Annotated in this window: 15 protein-coding genes and 1 tRNA gene; 8 read left to right on the forward strand and 8 right to left on the reverse strand. The window is 58.2% G+C overall.

Features of this window, described 5'->3' with window-relative positions; translation table 11 throughout:
• The first annotated feature begins 90 nt into the window (after positions 1-90).
• From ROI90_RS05130 to ROI90_RS05140, 3 genes are all read left to right on the forward strand, one after another.
• A complete protein-coding gene (locus ROI90_RS05130; RefSeq protein WP_315997260.1) occupies positions 91-531 on the forward strand; it encodes a Rieske (2Fe-2S) protein in 441 nt (146 codons plus the stop codon).
• A gap of 95 nt (positions 532-626) precedes the next feature.
• Positions 627-700 (forward strand) — tRNA-Asn (locus tag ROI90_RS05135).
• Between the two features lie 287 nt (positions 701-987).
• Entirely contained in the window at positions 988-1,164 is a 177-nt protein-coding gene (locus tag ROI90_RS05140; RefSeq protein WP_315997261.1) for a hypothetical protein, read from the forward strand.
• Positions 1,165-1,236: 72 nt separating this feature from the next.
• Here the strand turns inward: ROI90_RS05140 and ROI90_RS05145 are convergent, their stop codons facing one another.
• From ROI90_RS05145 to ROI90_RS05170, 6 genes are all read right to left on the reverse strand, one after another.
• On the reverse strand, positions 1,237-3,501 hold the full coding sequence (locus ROI90_RS05145) for a T9SS type A sorting domain-containing protein (RefSeq protein ID WP_315997262.1): 2,265 nt from the start codon (positions 3,499-3,501) through the stop codon (positions 1,237-1,239).
• A 182-nt stretch (positions 3,502-3,683) separates the two neighbouring features.
• Positions 3,684-4,355 carry a sterol desaturase family protein gene (locus ROI90_RS05150; protein ID WP_315997263.1) on the reverse strand — a complete coding sequence of 224 codons (672 nt, stop codon included), beginning with the start codon at positions 4,353-4,355 and terminating at the stop codon, positions 3,684-3,686.
• 71 nt (positions 4,356-4,426) lie between these two features.
• Complete coding sequence (locus ROI90_RS05155; RefSeq protein WP_315997264.1) at positions 4,427-4,948, reverse strand: shikimate kinase; 522 nt, start codon at positions 4,946-4,948, stop codon at positions 4,427-4,429.
• A gap of 176 nt (positions 4,949-5,124) precedes the next feature.
• The gene (locus ROI90_RS05160) at positions 5,125-6,183 is read right to left on the reverse strand and encodes an ABC transporter permease (protein ID WP_315997265.1); all 1,059 of its coding nucleotides are present in this window, start codon (positions 6,181-6,183) and stop codon (positions 5,125-5,127) included.
• 143 nt (positions 6,184-6,326) lie between these two features.
• The gene (locus ROI90_RS05165) at positions 6,327-7,433 is read right to left on the reverse strand and encodes a BT_3928 family protein (RefSeq protein ID WP_315997266.1); all 1,107 of its coding nucleotides are present in this window, start codon (positions 7,431-7,433) and stop codon (positions 6,327-6,329) included.
• Between the two features lie 136 nt (positions 7,434-7,569).
• Positions 7,570-8,133, reverse strand: coding sequence for a DUF1599 domain-containing protein (locus ROI90_RS05170; protein ID WP_315997267.1), 564 nt, complete (start codon positions 8,131-8,133; stop codon positions 7,570-7,572).
• A gap of 166 nt (positions 8,134-8,299) precedes the next feature.
• Between ROI90_RS05170 and folP the strand changes: the two genes are divergently transcribed.
• The 3 genes from folP to ROI90_RS05185 all read left to right on the forward strand — a co-directional run bounded on the left by folP (position 8,300) and on the right by ROI90_RS05185 (position 10,482).
• Positions 8,300-9,181, forward strand: a complete 882-nt coding sequence (gene folP, locus ROI90_RS05175) for a dihydropteroate synthase (RefSeq protein ID WP_315997268.1) — start codon at positions 8,300-8,302, stop codon at positions 9,179-9,181.
• Positions 9,178-10,017 (forward strand): diadenylate cyclase CdaA, encoded by an 840-nt coding sequence (gene cdaA / locus ROI90_RS05180; RefSeq protein WP_315997269.1) that lies wholly within the window; start codon positions 9,178-9,180, stop codon positions 10,015-10,017. Before folP ends, cdaA begins: the two co-directional genes overlap by 4 nt.
• Before the next feature lie 105 nt (positions 10,018-10,122).
• Positions 10,123-10,482, forward strand: coding sequence for a hypothetical protein (locus ROI90_RS05185; RefSeq protein ID WP_315997270.1), 360 nt, complete (start codon positions 10,123-10,125; stop codon positions 10,480-10,482).
• A 104-nt stretch (positions 10,483-10,586) separates the two neighbouring features.
• Here the strand turns inward: ROI90_RS05185 and kbl are convergent, their stop codons facing one another.
• Entirely contained in the window at positions 10,587-11,834 is a 1,248-nt protein-coding gene (gene kbl, locus ROI90_RS05190; protein ID WP_315997271.1) for a glycine C-acetyltransferase, read from the reverse strand.
• 169 nt (positions 11,835-12,003) lie between these two features.
• Positions 12,004-13,080, reverse strand: coding sequence for a patatin-like phospholipase family protein (locus tag ROI90_RS05195; protein ID WP_315997272.1), 1,077 nt, complete (start codon positions 13,078-13,080; stop codon positions 12,004-12,006).
• Between the two features lie 145 nt (positions 13,081-13,225).
• Here ROI90_RS05195 and ROI90_RS05200 point away from each other — a divergent pair, with 145 nt between their 5' ends.
• Positions 13,226-14,218, forward strand: a complete 993-nt coding sequence (locus ROI90_RS05200) for an NAD-dependent epimerase/dehydratase family protein (protein ID WP_315997273.1) — start codon at positions 13,226-13,228, stop codon at positions 14,216-14,218.
• Between the two features lie 70 nt (positions 14,219-14,288).
• Positions 14,289-14,699: a hypothetical protein gene (locus ROI90_RS05205; RefSeq protein WP_315997274.1), complete on the forward strand. Its 411-nt coding sequence runs from the start codon at positions 14,289-14,291 to the stop codon at positions 14,697-14,699.
• Positions 14,700-14,783: the final 84 nt, after the last annotated feature.

Genomic DNA, 14,783 nt, shown 5'->3' on the forward strand with positions numbered 1-14,783 from the left:
GCAACCGGCTTGCGTTTTTCTGGAATCCTGGGCACCGCACTATTTCCGTTGCCTGCTCGTTTACTTGCCCGTACCCGTTTCCTGTTCAGTATGGTAGCATCATTCTCCCGCATCGGCCCGGCCTTGGCAGCTTTGGTTGTTACTGCTGGCATGTTCACCGCCTGCTCATCCTCGGGCGATGTACAGCCTCAGATTCCGCTGGCTGCCGTGAATGAAGTCCTTTTCCTGACGGATCAACAGAACAGCAACTTGCGCTTTGATAATGGGGCGGTGTATGTGAAAGGTGGCGTACGGGGCATTATTGTGGTGCGACAGAATGCTAATACCTACCTGGCCTTCGAGCGGAATTGTCCTTACCAGCCGCAGGATACCTGCGCCCGGGTGAAAGTGGAGCCCTTCCTACGCCTCTACGACCCATGTTGCAACTCTCAGTTTAGCCTACAGGGCCAGCCTCAAGGAGGCCCTGCCTCCCGGGCCTTACGACAATATTCCACTGCACTTTCCGGCAACACTTTGACAATCACCAATTAGTAAAATTGTCGTAAAAATTTCAAAACACATGTTTGGACCTTCCAAAACTTTGGTCTAATATTGCACCAGCAACGGCAGAAAACGCCGCCATAACCGCTTCCTTAGCTCAGCCGGTTAGAGCATCTGACTGTTAATCAGAGGGTCCCTGGTTCGAGCCCAGGAGGGAGCGCACAAGCCCGGTAGTAGACTTTACACTAGTCTATTACCGGGCTTTTTTGCGTTTGTCTCTGTAGCGCGCAGTCCTGTGGTGGGCAATGCTTCCAGTGAACCAATGAGCTCACACTTGCAGTAAACTGGAAGTGATGGGCCTATTCCGTTGAATTGGCGAGGCAACAGGCAAACGATTTCGTGACGACGGACTGGTAGAGCCAACTTTTAACTTTTTTCCGGCCAATACAGTACGTACCAGTGGTACCGGGCTGTCCGGTGCTGCGTGTTCCTCTCTCCTTCCTTGCCATGAATACCTTCCGTTTCCCCGTTACTGGCGCTTTGCTGGTGCTACTCACCTTCTCGCTTAGCAGCTGCGACGCCATTGCCACTGTTTTCAAAGCCGGTGCCTGGACGGGCATCATTGGCGTATTTCTGGTGGTTTTGCTGGTATGGTTTGTCATCAACCGTTTCCGCCGCTCCTAGTTCTCAGCCCACATAAACAGCAAAGGCCGCTCCCCTCAGGGGAGCGGCCTTTGCTGTTTTAAAAGTGGTGGGTTACTGCTTCAGCAAGCGTAGTACACTGGTTCCGGCTGCAGTGTGCAGGCGCACCAGGTATATACCTGCGGGCTGGTTCTCTAAGTGAATCTGACCGTCCGCTCCTACAATTTGCACGGTTTTCCCAACCACGTTCAGCACTTCCGCCTTTGTAACACTGCCAGTCACGGGCACTTGTAGTTGAAAGTGGCCGGTGCCAGGGTTGGGCGTTATCCAAGCCTGGACTGAGCCGGCCGCTGCCGATACAGCCACGACCTGCGACAGGGTTTGCGTACCATCAGCATCTACCTGCCGCAACCGGTAGTAGGCCACTGTAGCCAGGGGCTGGGTATCGGTGAACCGGTAGTGCTGGCTGGTGGCGGTGGTGCCCCGGCCGGCCACGGTGCCAACGGATTCAAACTTCTCACCATCTGCGCTACGCTCCACCACGAAATGGTCGTTGGCGAGTTCCTGGGCAGTCTGCCAGTTGCATACTACCGCTGAGCCGGTGCGCTGGGCCGAGAAGCCTACCAACTGTACGGGCAAAGGCCCACCAACCCGCGAGGATACGGCGAAGGGCGAGAAGCTTTTGATACCGCCGCGACTAATGGAATACGTAGTTCCCCTATCGTTGGTAACCGCACCCGTGGTGGCTATACCTGGGTCCCACTGGTTATTAGTAGTGCTGTAGTGCTCCAGCCGGGCTTGGGCGGGCGTAAAATCGGCCATTTGTGCAGCAACGGGCCACTGCAGCTGCAAGGTCACATCGGAGTTGCCGGTAACTTCTTCTTCCACAAACCACGTCCGGGTTACGTTGCGGTTGCGAGTAGCCGTTCCATTGCCATTACGGCCCGTGTAGCTTGGAAACATTTCGTTCTTCACCTGTACACTGAATACGTCTTCCGACCGATCCGCTGTTTGGGTTAGGAAGGCGGGGGTGTACGTGGTACCGGTGCCTACCGGGTACTTCACCGCAACGCCATCGGCCAACACGGTTTGCTTAAGGGTACCCTGGCCGTCGGTACGGATAAAGGTGTTGTTGTCGCCACCCAGTATTTTACCACCCCGGATAATTGTTAGGTCGTAACCGCCCAGTATGAGGTAGGAGGCGCCGCTCAGCGTGAGGTCACCGTTGACGATGGTGCTGCCGGTGAGCATCTTCTCGCTGGTACCATCCACCACCAGGTTCCCGTAGTTCAGGCTGCTCAGCTCAGTCTTGCCGCCGTCGCGCACATATTTTACCGTGCTCTTGTTGGCTATGCGGCCCAGGGCGGGCACCTGCCCGCCGCCGCGCTGGATGTCCAGGGTGGCATTATCCAGCACATCTATGGTGCCGGAAATGCCATTACCGCCGCCGTTCAGAATCAGCAGGTAGGCTGCCGTAGTACCATCACCCACCACAATTTTGGAGTTAGCGCCGCTTACCGTCCAGTTAGCGGCAATCCGGTCGTTTTTTACCTCGGAGAGAATGTAATAGGTGCGCCCGGCCGTGGTGAAGTTGTCAGGGGCAGTGCCCTTTCCATCCTTATTGGGTGCCCAGCTGGCCAGAACATTCAGGTCACCGCTGCCTTTGTAGTAGAATACATTGGTTTCGGGCGTCACCGTCACATCATCCACCGAGAGGCCGTTGCCGTTGGTGGCGTTGTTTAACTCATAGCGCCACCGCAGCATGATTTCGCTGTTGGCGGCTAAGTTCACATCCTGAATGGTGTAGGTGCGGGTACGGCGGTTAGCCGAGGAGTTTCCGTTCTTGTTGTCAATTACGGTGGCAGTGGAGGGGGCGTCCACGTTCAGGGCGGACACATTCGTCCAGGTGCCATTGGTAGCTGAGGTAATGGGCGTAGCGCTGGTGCGGTAATCAAAGGAAACCTGAGCATTATCCTGCCGGCCGGAGTTGTACCACTGCTCCATAGCAAAGGATACGCCCAGGTTTTTGATGGTTACGCCCGTAGTGTTTTTGAAGCGCATGGCTACGTAGCCGGTGCCGGTAGTAGCAAAAGAAGCCACGCCACCCAGAGCCCGGTCAGCGTCGCCGGAGGCTCCGAAATGATAGAAACTGGCAGTGGTAGTAGAGCCGTCGTTGGCGGCGCAGGGCACACTCTGGTACGTGCCGTACTGGACGTACACTCCACTGATGGTTGTGTTGCTGACAAACTCAGTTTTACCAGCCAGGGAGTTGAAATTTTCGGTGTACGGGGCCACAGAGGCCAGATTGATTTGCGCCGCAGCTGGCTGCACGAAGCCTAGCGTGCCCAGTGCCAGCAGAAAAGTGTAGAGTTGTTTCATAGCTAGAAAAAGGAACAGAAATGGTGTACCGCTGAAGTCCTATTCAAGAACAGCACCGCAAATCTACTCTATTCCTTCCTAACGTGCTATCAGCAAGCTCAACAGCAATTACATGTAAGCCACGCAATAAAAAAGGGCTTCTTTCGAAGCCCTTTTTACACTCAGCAAAACACTGAAATATTCTATTTTTTACTTGGCATTGTACCTACAATATGGTCCCAGATAGTGGTACTCACGCCAAATGCTACCTCATCTTGGCGGTAGTGGTGCATGGCGTGGTGGTGCCACCAGAATTTCAGGAAGTTTTTGGGAGGGGCATACACGTGAATGGCGTAATGCACGAATAAATACAGTGCGTACCCAAACACAAAACCCGCCAGCACTCCAAAGCCTGCGTTGCCCAGAGTAAAGCGGAAGATAAAGAACAGCAAAGAGGCCACGAACACCGTCAGAATGGGGGGCATGGCCAAGCGGGTTTTATCCTTCGGAAACTCGTGGTGTACGCCGTGCATGGTGTACTGAAACTTAGCCTTGCCGGGCGTATCCGTATTCATGTGGTAGAGGAACCGGTGCATCAGGTATTCCACGAGCGTGAACAGAAACCAGCCACCCAGAAACAGGCCAAACGCCGACAGTCCCGTCAGCAGCCCTCGGCTCAGGCTATAGTACAGGCTCACGGCCGCCACGGCGAAGAAAATACTCAGTGGCCCCGCAATGTGCGTATGCGTGAGACGCTCCAGCACAGGGTTTTCAAACAGTCGGGCCGAGCCTTTGTGCTTGGGCCGGATGGCTTCAGCAGGCTTGGCCGGCGTTACGACAGAACGGGTTTCCGGAATTTCGGAAGTTGAATTCATACCAGTACAGGAATGATGAAGACGCAAAAATACACACGCTCACGCAAATACCCGGCCCCATAGCTCCTCTATTACGCGGAAGCCTGGTACCGGGCCAGCATCTGCTGCACAGCTTCCACTGAACAGGTAGGAGCCGTGCAGCGTAGCGGCGCACGGTCGTAGAACCGCTGACGAGCGGCCAAGGTTTCGTAGAGGCGGTTTTGCAGGGCCTCGGCGTTGGGCAAGGTGGCCAGTAGGGGGCGGGTGGCGGCAGCGGCCAGTAGCCGCCGCGTGAGTTCGGGCACCGGCACGGCGAGGTAGAGCGTGAGGCCGGTAGCCAGCAGTACGTCCAGGTTGTAGTGGTAGCAAGGGGTGCCGCCCCCGGTAGCCAGCACCACGCGCGGGTACTCCACTACCACGTCTCGCAGTACATCGGCCTCCCGCTGCCGGAAATACTCCTCCCCCTCCTGGGCAAATATTTCCGATACGCTCCGCTGCTCCCGGCGCACAATTTCCTCATCCAGGTCCAAGAAGGGCAGCTCGTTGGCCACCGCTAGCGCCCGGCCCAGGGTGGTTTTGCCCGCACCGGGCATGCCAATCAAGTAAAGGCGCATGGTTTTGGAATGTGGGAGGAAACGTGAGAAATGTGCGGAATGTGAGAAATGGCAAAAAATGGAGAAAACGTAAGGATTGAGCAGTTGTATTGCTCACAAACAGGAGATGGGAAAAACAGGATACGTGCATTTTCCACACTTCTCACATTCTCCCCACTGCTCACATTCAAACAGAATCACCCCAGCTTCACGCGGGGGTCGAGTACGGCGTAGAGCACGTCGACCACGATGTTCACCACCACAAACAGGGCCGCAATAAAGATAGTGGCACCCATTACTACCGGAAAATCCAGGTTTTCGACGGCGCGCAGGGTGACGGTGCCCAGACCTTTCCAGTTGAAGATGTACTCAATGAAGAAAGCCCCCGCCATTAAAGAAGCCAGCCAACCCGACACGGCCGTGATAACCGGGTTCAGGGCATTTTTGAGGGCGTGCCCCAGCACCGTGCGGTAGCTCGACAACCCCTTGGCCCGGGCGGTACGGATATAGTCCTGGCTCATCACATCGAGCATGGAGGAGCGGGTGAGCTGCACGATAACCGCCAAGGGCCGCACGCCCAGGGCAAACGCCGGCAGCAGCAGGTTTTTCAGTACCAGGTGGCGCCCGGTGAACGGGTCGGTTTCGAAGAGCTGGCCGGTGAGGTTGAGGCCCGTCCAGCGGCTCCAGTAAAAGCCGAACGTCATGGCAATGAGAATAGCGGCCACAAACGAGGGAACCGAAATACCCAGCACCGAGGTGGACACCAGCACCCGATCCAGCCAGGAGTGAGGCCGCAGCGCCGCCAGCATCCCCAGCCCAATGCCCACCACGGCCGCCAGCAGCATAGCCGCCAACGCCAGCCAGAGCGTGCCGGTAAAGTGGTCGAGCAGGATATCCAGCACCTCCTTGTTGCTCTGGAAAGAGCGGCGCAGGTAGGGCGTTTTCAGCACCAAGGCCCTCTCCGCGCTTAGCGGCAGCACTTGCAAACCGCCGTACTTGGCCACGCCCGCCGAGTCGCGCGGGTGCACGCCCACCGGCGACACATCATTGAGGTAGCCCAGCAGCTGCACCGGCAACGGCTGGTCGAGGCCCAGGTCCTGGGCAATGGCGGCGCGGGTGGCGGCGTCACTGCGTTGGCCGGCCAGCAGGGCCACCGGGTCGCCGGGCAGCACCTGAAACAGGAAAAACACTGTAAGAGCCACGCCCAGCAGCACCAGTACGCCCTGCCACAGCCGGCTGAGGATAAATCCGAGCATTTTTTTAGTTTTTAGTTGCTGGTTGTCAGTTGTCAGAACTGTCCCAGCAAACTACGGTTACGCTTTTCGACTACAGTTCCAGTCGGGTGGTGCTGGTTGCCAGAACTGCACGAACAGCTGACAACCAGCAACTAAAAACTAAATTACAGCAGCTCTTCCAGCTTGCTGGTTTCCGGGATGTCGTGGTAGTGATACTTGCCTTTCACGGTGCCATCCTGGAGCAGGATAAAGCCGGGGTTGGAGCGAATCATGGATTTGAGCACCGTGGCATCGGCGAAGTAAAAGGTGCCGGGCAGGTTCACATCGTGGCGGAAGGCATCAAACTCCTGGGGGCTGCTGCTGGTGACGATGAGCGGCTGAATCTGCTTGCGCGACTTGGCGGCCTCCGTCATCAGCTTGTTGATATCCTTGAACCGGTCCCGGTCGGCCGTCTGGGTGCTCTGCACGATGAGCAGCAGCTTGTTGCCTTTCAACACGTCCTGGGTGTGGTCGGTACCGTCGGCGTCGAAGATGGAGAAGTCGGTAATGACGGGCTTGCTCACGTCGGGGTTCAGCACCTCCATGCTCTTGTACTTCCAGGTCGAGTCGGTGGGGTACTCGGCAAAGGTTTTGGATTCGCCGTTGCGCTCCATCACGTACTGATACTTGGCCTGCTCCTGGGGCTTCATCAGCTTGGGGATGTTGTTGCCCACCTTGTAGGGCAGGAAATCGAAGTAAGGCAAATGGCCCAGTGCCCGCACCCCAATACCCACCGCCACGGCCGAGGCAATGGTGATGTACATGACGCCGGTAGTGCCCTTGGCAAACACCCGGCGCAGGTAGCGCTGATTCAGGAATACCACCGTCCACAGGGCCAGCAGCACCATGTCCTTGGTAAACGAAGCCCAGGGCGTGAGCTTGATAAAGTCGCCGAAACAGCCGCAGTCGGTTACCTTGTTAAAAGCGGCCGAGTAGAAGGTGAGAAACCCGAAGAACACCAGCAGGGCCAGCAGCACCCACAGGGTTTTGCGCAGCATCCAGCGCAGCAGCAAGGCCACACCCAGCACTACTTCCAGGGAGCTAAGCACCAGGCTGAGCGTGCGGGAATGCGGCACAAACACGCTGAAGAAAGAGCCGAAGTCCTTGGCAAATACCTCAAAGTATTCTTCCAGCTTCAGGGCCGTGCCGATGGGGTCGTTGAGCTTCACGAGGCCCGAGAAGATAAACACGATGCCCAGCAGCAGCCAGCAGATGCGGGTGAGTTGTTTCATGAACGACGGTGAGTAACGAGCGTAGCGGCGTAGCGGAGAAGTTGCGCGGTTACGCCCGGTCTACATGGGGAGTACAGGTTGAAATGGATGCGCTGAAGCTACTACGCAAATGTATGGTCGGAAGCTACTTACTCCACTATTCGGCGGCTACCTTGCTCATGCCGAACCCCATTTTTATCAGCACGAACACGGCGTAGTTCAGCATGTCGCGGTAGTTGGCCTCCACGCCTTCCGAAACCTGAGTAAGGCCGCCCAAATCCTCAATCTGCTTGGTGCGGTGCAGCTTCATCAGGATAATATCGGTGATGCTTTCAATGCGCATCTGCCGCCAGGCCTCGCCGTAGTCGTGGTTTTTGGCGAAGAGCAGCTGGCGGTTCTCCTCTACCTGCGCATCATAGGCCTCGGCCACGGCGGCGGGCTCCAGCTCCAGCGGAGCATCGGCGGGCAGGCGCAGCTGCATCAGGGCAATAACACAGTAGTTGATGATGGCCACAAACTCCTCCTCCACCCCGTCGGCCACCAGTTGGGTACCTTTTTCCTGGATGCTGCGGATACGCTGGGCCTTGATGTAAATCTGGTCGGTAACGGAGGGCAGCCGCAGGATGCGCCAGGCCGTGCCGTAGTCGTGGGTTTTGGCCAGAAACAGCGTCCGGCACTGGGCAATTACCCGGTTATACTCAAGCTGGGTTTGATTCTCCAAGTTTTTGCGGCTATTTTGTTGTTCTTCGCCTTTTCCTTAGTGCTCTTCATCCTGAGCAGCGCGGAGAACTTTAACGCGTAGAAGGAAATCACGCGAGTGGTTGTTCCAACGTAGTAAGGTCCTTCGCGCCGCTCAGGATGACAGCCTATAAACCGCCCAAAAATCCATGTCTCAGGCCCCGCAAGATACGTGCTTTTCCCCGAGGCTGACGCTGCGCTGCCCCGGTGGGCGGGTGCTGGATTTGCGCCGCCCCCGGGTGATGGGCATCCTGAACCTGACCCCCGATTCATTTTACCAAGGCAGCCGCGTGGCCTCCGAGGAGGAGTTGGTGCAGCGGGCCGGCCGCATGCTGGAAGCCGGGGCCGCCATCCTGGATCTGGGGGCTTACTCCACCCGCCCGGGCGCCGAAGATATTTTGGTGGAAGAGGAAAAACGCCGCCTGCTACCCGCCGTGGCCGCCCTGCGCCAAGCCTTTCCGGAAGCCTTCATTTCCGTGGATACCTTTCGGGCCGAGGTGGCCGCCGAAGCCGTAGCCGCCGGGGCCGACATCCTCAACGATGTAAGTGGGGGCCAGCTGGACCCCGAGATGCTGCCCACCGCCGGCCGCCTGGGCGTACCCTACATCCTGATGCACATGCGCGGCACGCCCGCCACCATGACCCAGCTCACCCACTACGAGGGCGACCTGGTGCTGGAGCTGGTGCGCTACTTCCGTGATAAGCTCACGGAGCTGCGCCAGCACGGCGTAACCGACGTGGTGCTGGACCCCGGCTTCGGGTTTGCCAAAACGCCGGCCCAGGGCCACGAGCTGCTGCGGCGGCTGCGGGAGCTGCATATTCTGGGGCTCCCGATACTGGCCGGCCTCTCGCGCAAAAGCATGGTATACAAGCCCCTGGGGCTCACGCCTGATGCCGCCCTGGCCGGCACCGTGAGCGTCAACACTATGGCCGTGCTCAACGGGGCCAAGCTACTGCGCGTGCACGATGTGGCGGAAGCGGCGCAAACTATTCAATTGGTACTCAATACTTTTCCTGACCTCTTCCCGTGATAGGCTCCTTCGGCATCGGCTTCCTGCGCATCGGCTGGATAGACGTCGTGGACGTGCTATTGGTCACGGTATTGTTTTATCAGCTGTACAAGCTGCTGACCGGCAGCGTGGCCCTGAAGGTCTTCCTGGGCTTCATGTCCCTGTACCTGTTTTACCTGGTGGTGAAGGCGGCCGGCATGGAGCTGCTTACCAGCATTCTGGGGCAGTTTATGAGCGTGGGCGTGCTGGCCGGCATCATTCTGTTTCAGCAGGAAATTCGGCGGTTTTTGCTGAACGTGGGCAAGGCCACCAGCTTCGGCAACCGCCTGCGCATGTTTTCCTGGCGGCGGGAGCCCCAGCAGGAGCGCATGAACATCACCCCGTTCATTGAGGCCGCCAAAAGCCTGGCCAGCAAGCAAACCGGGGCCCTCATTGCCTTCAGCATGGCCTCCGACCTCAAATTCTTCGCCGACTCCGGCGACCTGCTCGATGCCGCCGTGAGCAAGCGCCTGCTCCTGAGTATCTTCAACAAAACCAGCCCCTTGCACGACGGAGCCGTGATTATCAGCAACGGCCGCATCAAAGCGGCGCGCTGCATTCTGCCCGTGAGCGAAAACCCCGATGTGCCGGCGGCCCTGGGCCTGCGCCACCGCGCCGCCATTGGCCTCACCGAGGTAACGGATGCCATTGTGCTGGTAGTAAGCGAGGAAACCAGCCAGATTTCATTGGTGCGGGGCGGGGAAGTATTCCGCAACCTAGCTCCCGCCGACCTGCGCGCCCGCCTCAACGAATTCCTATTCGATGTGGCCCCCAAACCGGCGGCCACTGGCGCCACAGCAGCAGAGGTAGCGGCGTAAACGTCTGCTGTATTGCCGTTCAGCATGATGTACTTTATCAGGCATAACCCCGCGTCTCACTTTGCCGTTATTATTAGCAAATCTTGCTAATAATACGAGCGTATCATGAAAATTCAAGTTGATAAAGAGGAGAAAGGCTTTTTGCCCGATGGCCGCCACACGGTAAAAATCACCGATATCGAAGAGGGAACGAGTGAGCACCAGAACGTACCCTTTTTCGCAGCCCGCATGGAGAGTGAAGATGGGTTTGTAACGCAGCGTTTCTACAACTCGGCCGCCGGTAAACCCATCATTCTGGGGCTGTACTCCGCCGTGGGCATCAAACCAGAGGGCGACAAAGACCTGGATACCAAACAACTCATTGGTAAAACGCTGTCGGTTGAAGTCAGTGACCATACCTACCCCGACCCCGCCACGGGCCAGGAGCGCACCATTCGGCAGGCTACCGGTTTTCGGGCCAGCTAAATCAGCAACAGAGTGAATAAAAAAAGGCCTCCGCTACGCAGCGGAGGCCTTTTTTTTGCGTAGTGTCCCTGCGGAAACGTAGGGATACCATTCGTTTAAATTCCTTACGGCGTGTTTGTCACTACTTGGCCGCCTTCCGGCTGAGCCGCGCTGCGGTCCTTGATGGTGCCAAGCTCCTGACCTACTTCGATAAACGCCTGAATAGCCTTGTCGATGTGGGCGCGGGTGTGGGCGGCGGAGAGCTGCACCCGGATGCGGGCCTGGCCCTTGGGTACTACGGGGAAGTAGAAGCCCACCACGTAGATACCCTTATCAAGCATCTTGGCGGCGAATTCCTGGGCCAGCTTGGCATCATACAGCATGACGGGCACGATGGGGTGCTCCCCGGGCTTGATATCGAAGCCGGCGGCCGTCATTTTCTCGCGGAAGTATTTGGTGTTTTCTTCGAGCTGGTCGCGGAGCTGGGTGCTTTCCGTGAGTAGCTCCAGCACCCGCAGGCTGGCCCCCACAATAGCGGGCGCGAGGGTGTTGCTGAACAGGTAGGGCCGGCTGCGCTGACGCAGCATATCAATGATTTCCTTGCGGCCCGAGGTAAAGCCGCCCATGGCCCCGCCCAGTGCCTTGCCCAGCGTGCCGGTGATGATATCCACGCGGCCCAGCACGTTGCGGTACTCGTGGGTACCCCGGCCGGTTTTGCCCAGGAAGCCCATGCTGTGGCACTCGTCAATCATCACCAGGGCCTCGTACTTGTCGGCCAAGTCGCAGATTTTGTCGAGTTGGGCAATGGTGCCGTCCATGGAGAACGAGCCGTCCGTGACGATGATGCGGTGGCGGGTGCCTTTCTCCTGAGCATCCTGGAGTTGCTTTTCCAGGTCCGCCATGTCGTTGTGGGCGTAGCGGTAGCGCTGGGCCTTGCACAGGCGCACCCCGTCAATGATGCTGGCGTGGTTCAGCGCATCCGAAATAATGGCATCCTGCTCGTTGAACAAGGGCTCAAACACCCCGCCGTTGGCATCAAAAGCGGCGGCGTACAGAATGGTATCCTCGGTGCCCAGAAACTCGGCCAGTTTGGCTTCCAGCTGCTTATGAATATCCTGGGTACCACAAATGAAGCGCACCGACGACATGCCGTAGCCGTGGGTGTCAATGGCCTCCTTGGCGGCCTTCACCACCTCGGGGTGCGAGGACAGGCCCAGGTAATTGTTGGCGCAGAAGTTCAGCACCTCCCCCGCTTCCTGAGTTTCAATTTCGGCACCCTGGGGCGAGGTAATCACCCGCTCCTTCTTGTAGAGGCCGGCATCTTTGATTTCCTGGAGCTGCTGCTGCAGGTCGGGCTGAAGGGTGGTGTACATCGGTGAGGTTGTGAGTTAATGACTACGTGAGTGGGAGGTTACATGGCAAAGATACCACCTCTCATCCTGAGCGGAGCGAAGGACCTTATCAGGATTGAACGACAGTTGGCTGTCCGACTTATTCAGCCACAATAAGGTCCTTCGCTCCGCTCAGGATGACAGCTATAAATCACCGCGCAAAGAAACCCTGCACACCTTTGCGGCCGCTGGCCATTAGCCGCTGCTTGTCGGCGTCGGGCATGCGCTTGATTTTGGGGGCAAAGCCTTCGGTGTTGATGCTGATGGTGCGGGGCCAGTCCTGGGCGCGGGTGGGGTTGAGGGTTTCCTCGGTGAGGTTGTACAGGGCGGCTATGTAGCTGGAAAAGCCATTGATGTCATAGGGAGCCAGCTCCTGGCGGCCGGTGGGCAGCGTGTCGCAGGCAATCTGCTCGGCCCGGTCGAGGCGCAGGCCCAGGGTTTCGGGGTTGTAGACGTGGCCGCCAGCATCGGGGGTGGTAGAGGCGGAAAGTTGGGCCGGTAGGTAGCGCGGGTGGTCGAACAGCTCCACTGGGTAATTGGCCAGCAAGCCCCCATCTACCAGCACCTGCACGGGCTGGCCCTTTTGCGGTTTGCCCTGAATGACGTTGCCGCGGGCATCGAGCAACACGGCCCGGAAGTAGAGCGGAATGCTCATGCTGATGCGCACGGCATCGGCCACGCGCATGGTGGGGTTGGTTTCGTAGCTGAACACCTGGATGCGCTGCTGGGTGAGGTTGGTGCCGGTGGTGTACAAATCCAGGAAGCGGCCGGGTTGCTGCTGGGCCAGCTGGTGCAGCTCCAGCAGCGTGAGGTTGGGGCGGTTGGTTTTGCGGGCCACCAGCTGCATCATATGCTGGGTGAGGGCGTCGCCGCGGTACCAGCCAAACTGCTTGGTGAGACGGTGGCTGCCCCCAATGAACATAAATTGTCCGTCGTTAAAGCGCTGAATGGGCGTGTTGTTCACGACGTCGATAATTTCCTGCGCCGAGTAGCCCACGGCCAGCAGCGCCGCCTGAATGGCCCCGGCCGAGGTGCCGCCCACCCGCTGCAAACCTGCCAGCACGCCCTGTTTTTCCAGCTCCTCCAGGGCCCCGCCGTAGGCCACGCCCCGGATGCCGCCGCCCTCCATCACTAGGTTGCGGTACACCGGCCGCGCCATCGGCTGGGCCGCCGCCAGCCCAGTTTGCAGCAGTAACCCAATCAATATCAGCAGAAACCAATAGCGCATAGCTTGCAAAAAAGAAAAGTAACCCGTGGAGCCCAAAGATACCAGGTGCGTTGCGTTTGCCCTGCATCCTGGAGTACTACCGAAAGCCCTTTGGCCCCGTATCTTTGCATTCCTCTACCACCCTTTTTCTTCACCACCCTCCCGAATGGCTACACCCAGCACTTCCGCCGCTACCACTCCCGGCGACACCATCCTCGTTATTGGCGCCGGCGGACAGCTGGGCCTGGAACTGACCCACGAGCTGCGCCAGCTATACGGGGCTTCCAACGTGGTAGCCGCCGACGTGCGCGCCCCCCAGGATGCCGAAACTGCTCAAGCTGGCCCCTTCGAGCTGCTGGATGTGCTGGATAAAAACCGCCTGGAAGAAGTGATGCGCCAGTACAAGCCTAAGCAGGTGTACCACTTGGCGGCCCTGCTTTCGGCCACGGCCGAGAAGAACCCCAAATTCGGGTGGCAGCTGAACATGGACGGCCTGTTTCACGTGCTGGATGCCTCCGTGGATCTGGGCGTACAGCGGGTGTACTGGCCCAGCAGCATTGCCGTATTCGGGCCCGATACCCCCCGCCACAATACGCCCCAGCTCACCATCATGAACCCCAACACGGTGTACGGCATCAGCAAGCTGGCCGGGGAGCAGTGGTGCGAGTGGTACTTCCGCAAGCACGGCTTGGATGTGCGCAGCCTGCGCTACCCCGGCCTCATCGGCTACAAGAGCCTGCCCGGCGGCGGCACCACCGACTACGCCGTGGATATCTACCACAAAGCCGTGGCCGGCGAGAACTTCGAGTGCTTCCTCAAAGAAGACACTTACCTGCCCATGATGTACATGCCCGACGCGCTAAAAGCCACCCTGGACCTGATGCACGCCCCGGCCGACAACATCAAGGTGCGCAGCAGCTACAACCTGGGCGCCATGAGCTTCAGCCCTGCGGAAATTACGGCCAGCATCCAACGCCACTACCCCGATTTCCGGGTAACCTACCAGCCCGACCAGCGCCAGCAGATTGCCGATTCCTGGCCCGCCAGCATCGACGACAGCAAAGCCCGCCAGGACTGGAACTGGCAACCTGAGTTCACCCTGGATAAAATGACCGACGACATGCTGCTGCACTTGAAGGAAATGGTGGTGCTGAAGTAATATGGGCGCTATTGGCTTGTTGGTTGGACTAGCTCTGAATGTCGGGGCCATTTACTTGGTGTATTGGCTTGTGCGTACCGTCATCCGGCGCTATTACGGCAACGTGCGTTCTGCCAATCCTTTCCAAGCCGGCTGGTCGCAGTTACGTGACCAGTATGAAAGCTCGCATGGGATGCTGCGAATGGTCCCGTTTTCTGCCCACATCGGGGAGATATGGCACAACGAGGTTCTGCAGATTGGTTTTGATGCACAGGACGTCGTTATCCGCAACAACATGGGCCTTTCTTCCCTGGTCAGAACTCCGTACAGCCATATTGAGCTACTTCAACCACCGGAGGCATTTCAGGCAACCCGTTTGAGTGAAACCGAATACACACCCGGCTTATTTCAGGTCGGTATGGTTGAAGTTGGTCTGGACGCATATTGGACCGAGCAGTTCCTGCAACGTATGGCCGCAGCCGATACTACCGCCAATTTCTGATTCCTGGTCTTGACGGAAAACAGAAACGCCCCACCCCGCCCGGTGGGGCGTTTCTGTTTTCTGTGGTCTTGGCAAACCTGTGCC

It is taken from the genome of Hymenobacter endophyticus, from assembly GCF_032464715.1.
GTDB classification, from domain to species: domain Bacteria; phylum Bacteroidota; class Bacteroidia; order Cytophagales; family Hymenobacteraceae; genus Hymenobacter; species Hymenobacter endophyticus.

What these genes read in the sequence shown, in the direction of transcription:
- kbl (WP_315997271.1), bottom strand. Translation starts at nt 11,834, where the DNA reads ATGTACACCACCCTTCAGCCCGACCTGCAGCAGCAGCTCCAGGAAATC.
- folP (WP_315997268.1), top strand. Translation starts at nt 8,300, where the DNA reads ATGTCTCAGGCCCCGCAAGATACGTGCTTTTCCCCGAGGCTGACGCTG.
- ROI90_RS05200 (WP_315997273.1), top strand. Translation starts at nt 13,226, where the DNA reads ATGGCTACACCCAGCACTTCCGCCGCTACCACTCCCGGCGACACCATC.
- ROI90_RS05185 (WP_315997270.1), top strand. Translation starts at nt 10,123, where the DNA reads ATGAAAATTCAAGTTGATAAAGAGGAGAAAGGCTTTTTGCCCGATGGC.
- ROI90_RS05155 (WP_315997264.1), bottom strand. Translation starts at nt 4,948, where the DNA reads ATGCGCCTTTACTTGATTGGCATGCCCGGTGCGGGCAAAACCACCCTG.
- ROI90_RS05195 (WP_315997272.1), bottom strand. Translation starts at nt 13,080, where the DNA reads ATGCGCTATTGGTTTCTGCTGATATTGATTGGGTTACTGCTGCAAACT.
- ROI90_RS05145 (WP_315997262.1), bottom strand. Translation starts at nt 3,501, where the DNA reads ATGAAACAACTCTACACTTTTCTGCTGGCACTGGGCACGCTAGGCTTC.
- ROI90_RS05150 (WP_315997263.1), bottom strand. Translation starts at nt 4,355, where the DNA reads ATGAATTCAACTTCCGAAATTCCGGAAACCCGTTCTGTCGTAACGCCG.
- ROI90_RS05130 (WP_315997260.1), top strand. Translation starts at nt 91, where the DNA reads ATGGTAGCATCATTCTCCCGCATCGGCCCGGCCTTGGCAGCTTTGGTT.
- ROI90_RS05160 (WP_315997265.1), bottom strand. Translation starts at nt 6,183, where the DNA reads ATGCTCGGATTTATCCTCAGCCGGCTGTGGCAGGGCGTACTGGTGCTG.
- ROI90_RS05140 (WP_315997261.1), top strand. Translation starts at nt 988, where the DNA reads ATGAATACCTTCCGTTTCCCCGTTACTGGCGCTTTGCTGGTGCTACTC.
- ROI90_RS05165 (WP_315997266.1), bottom strand. Translation starts at nt 7,433, where the DNA reads ATGAAACAACTCACCCGCATCTGCTGGCTGCTGCTGGGCATCGTGTTT.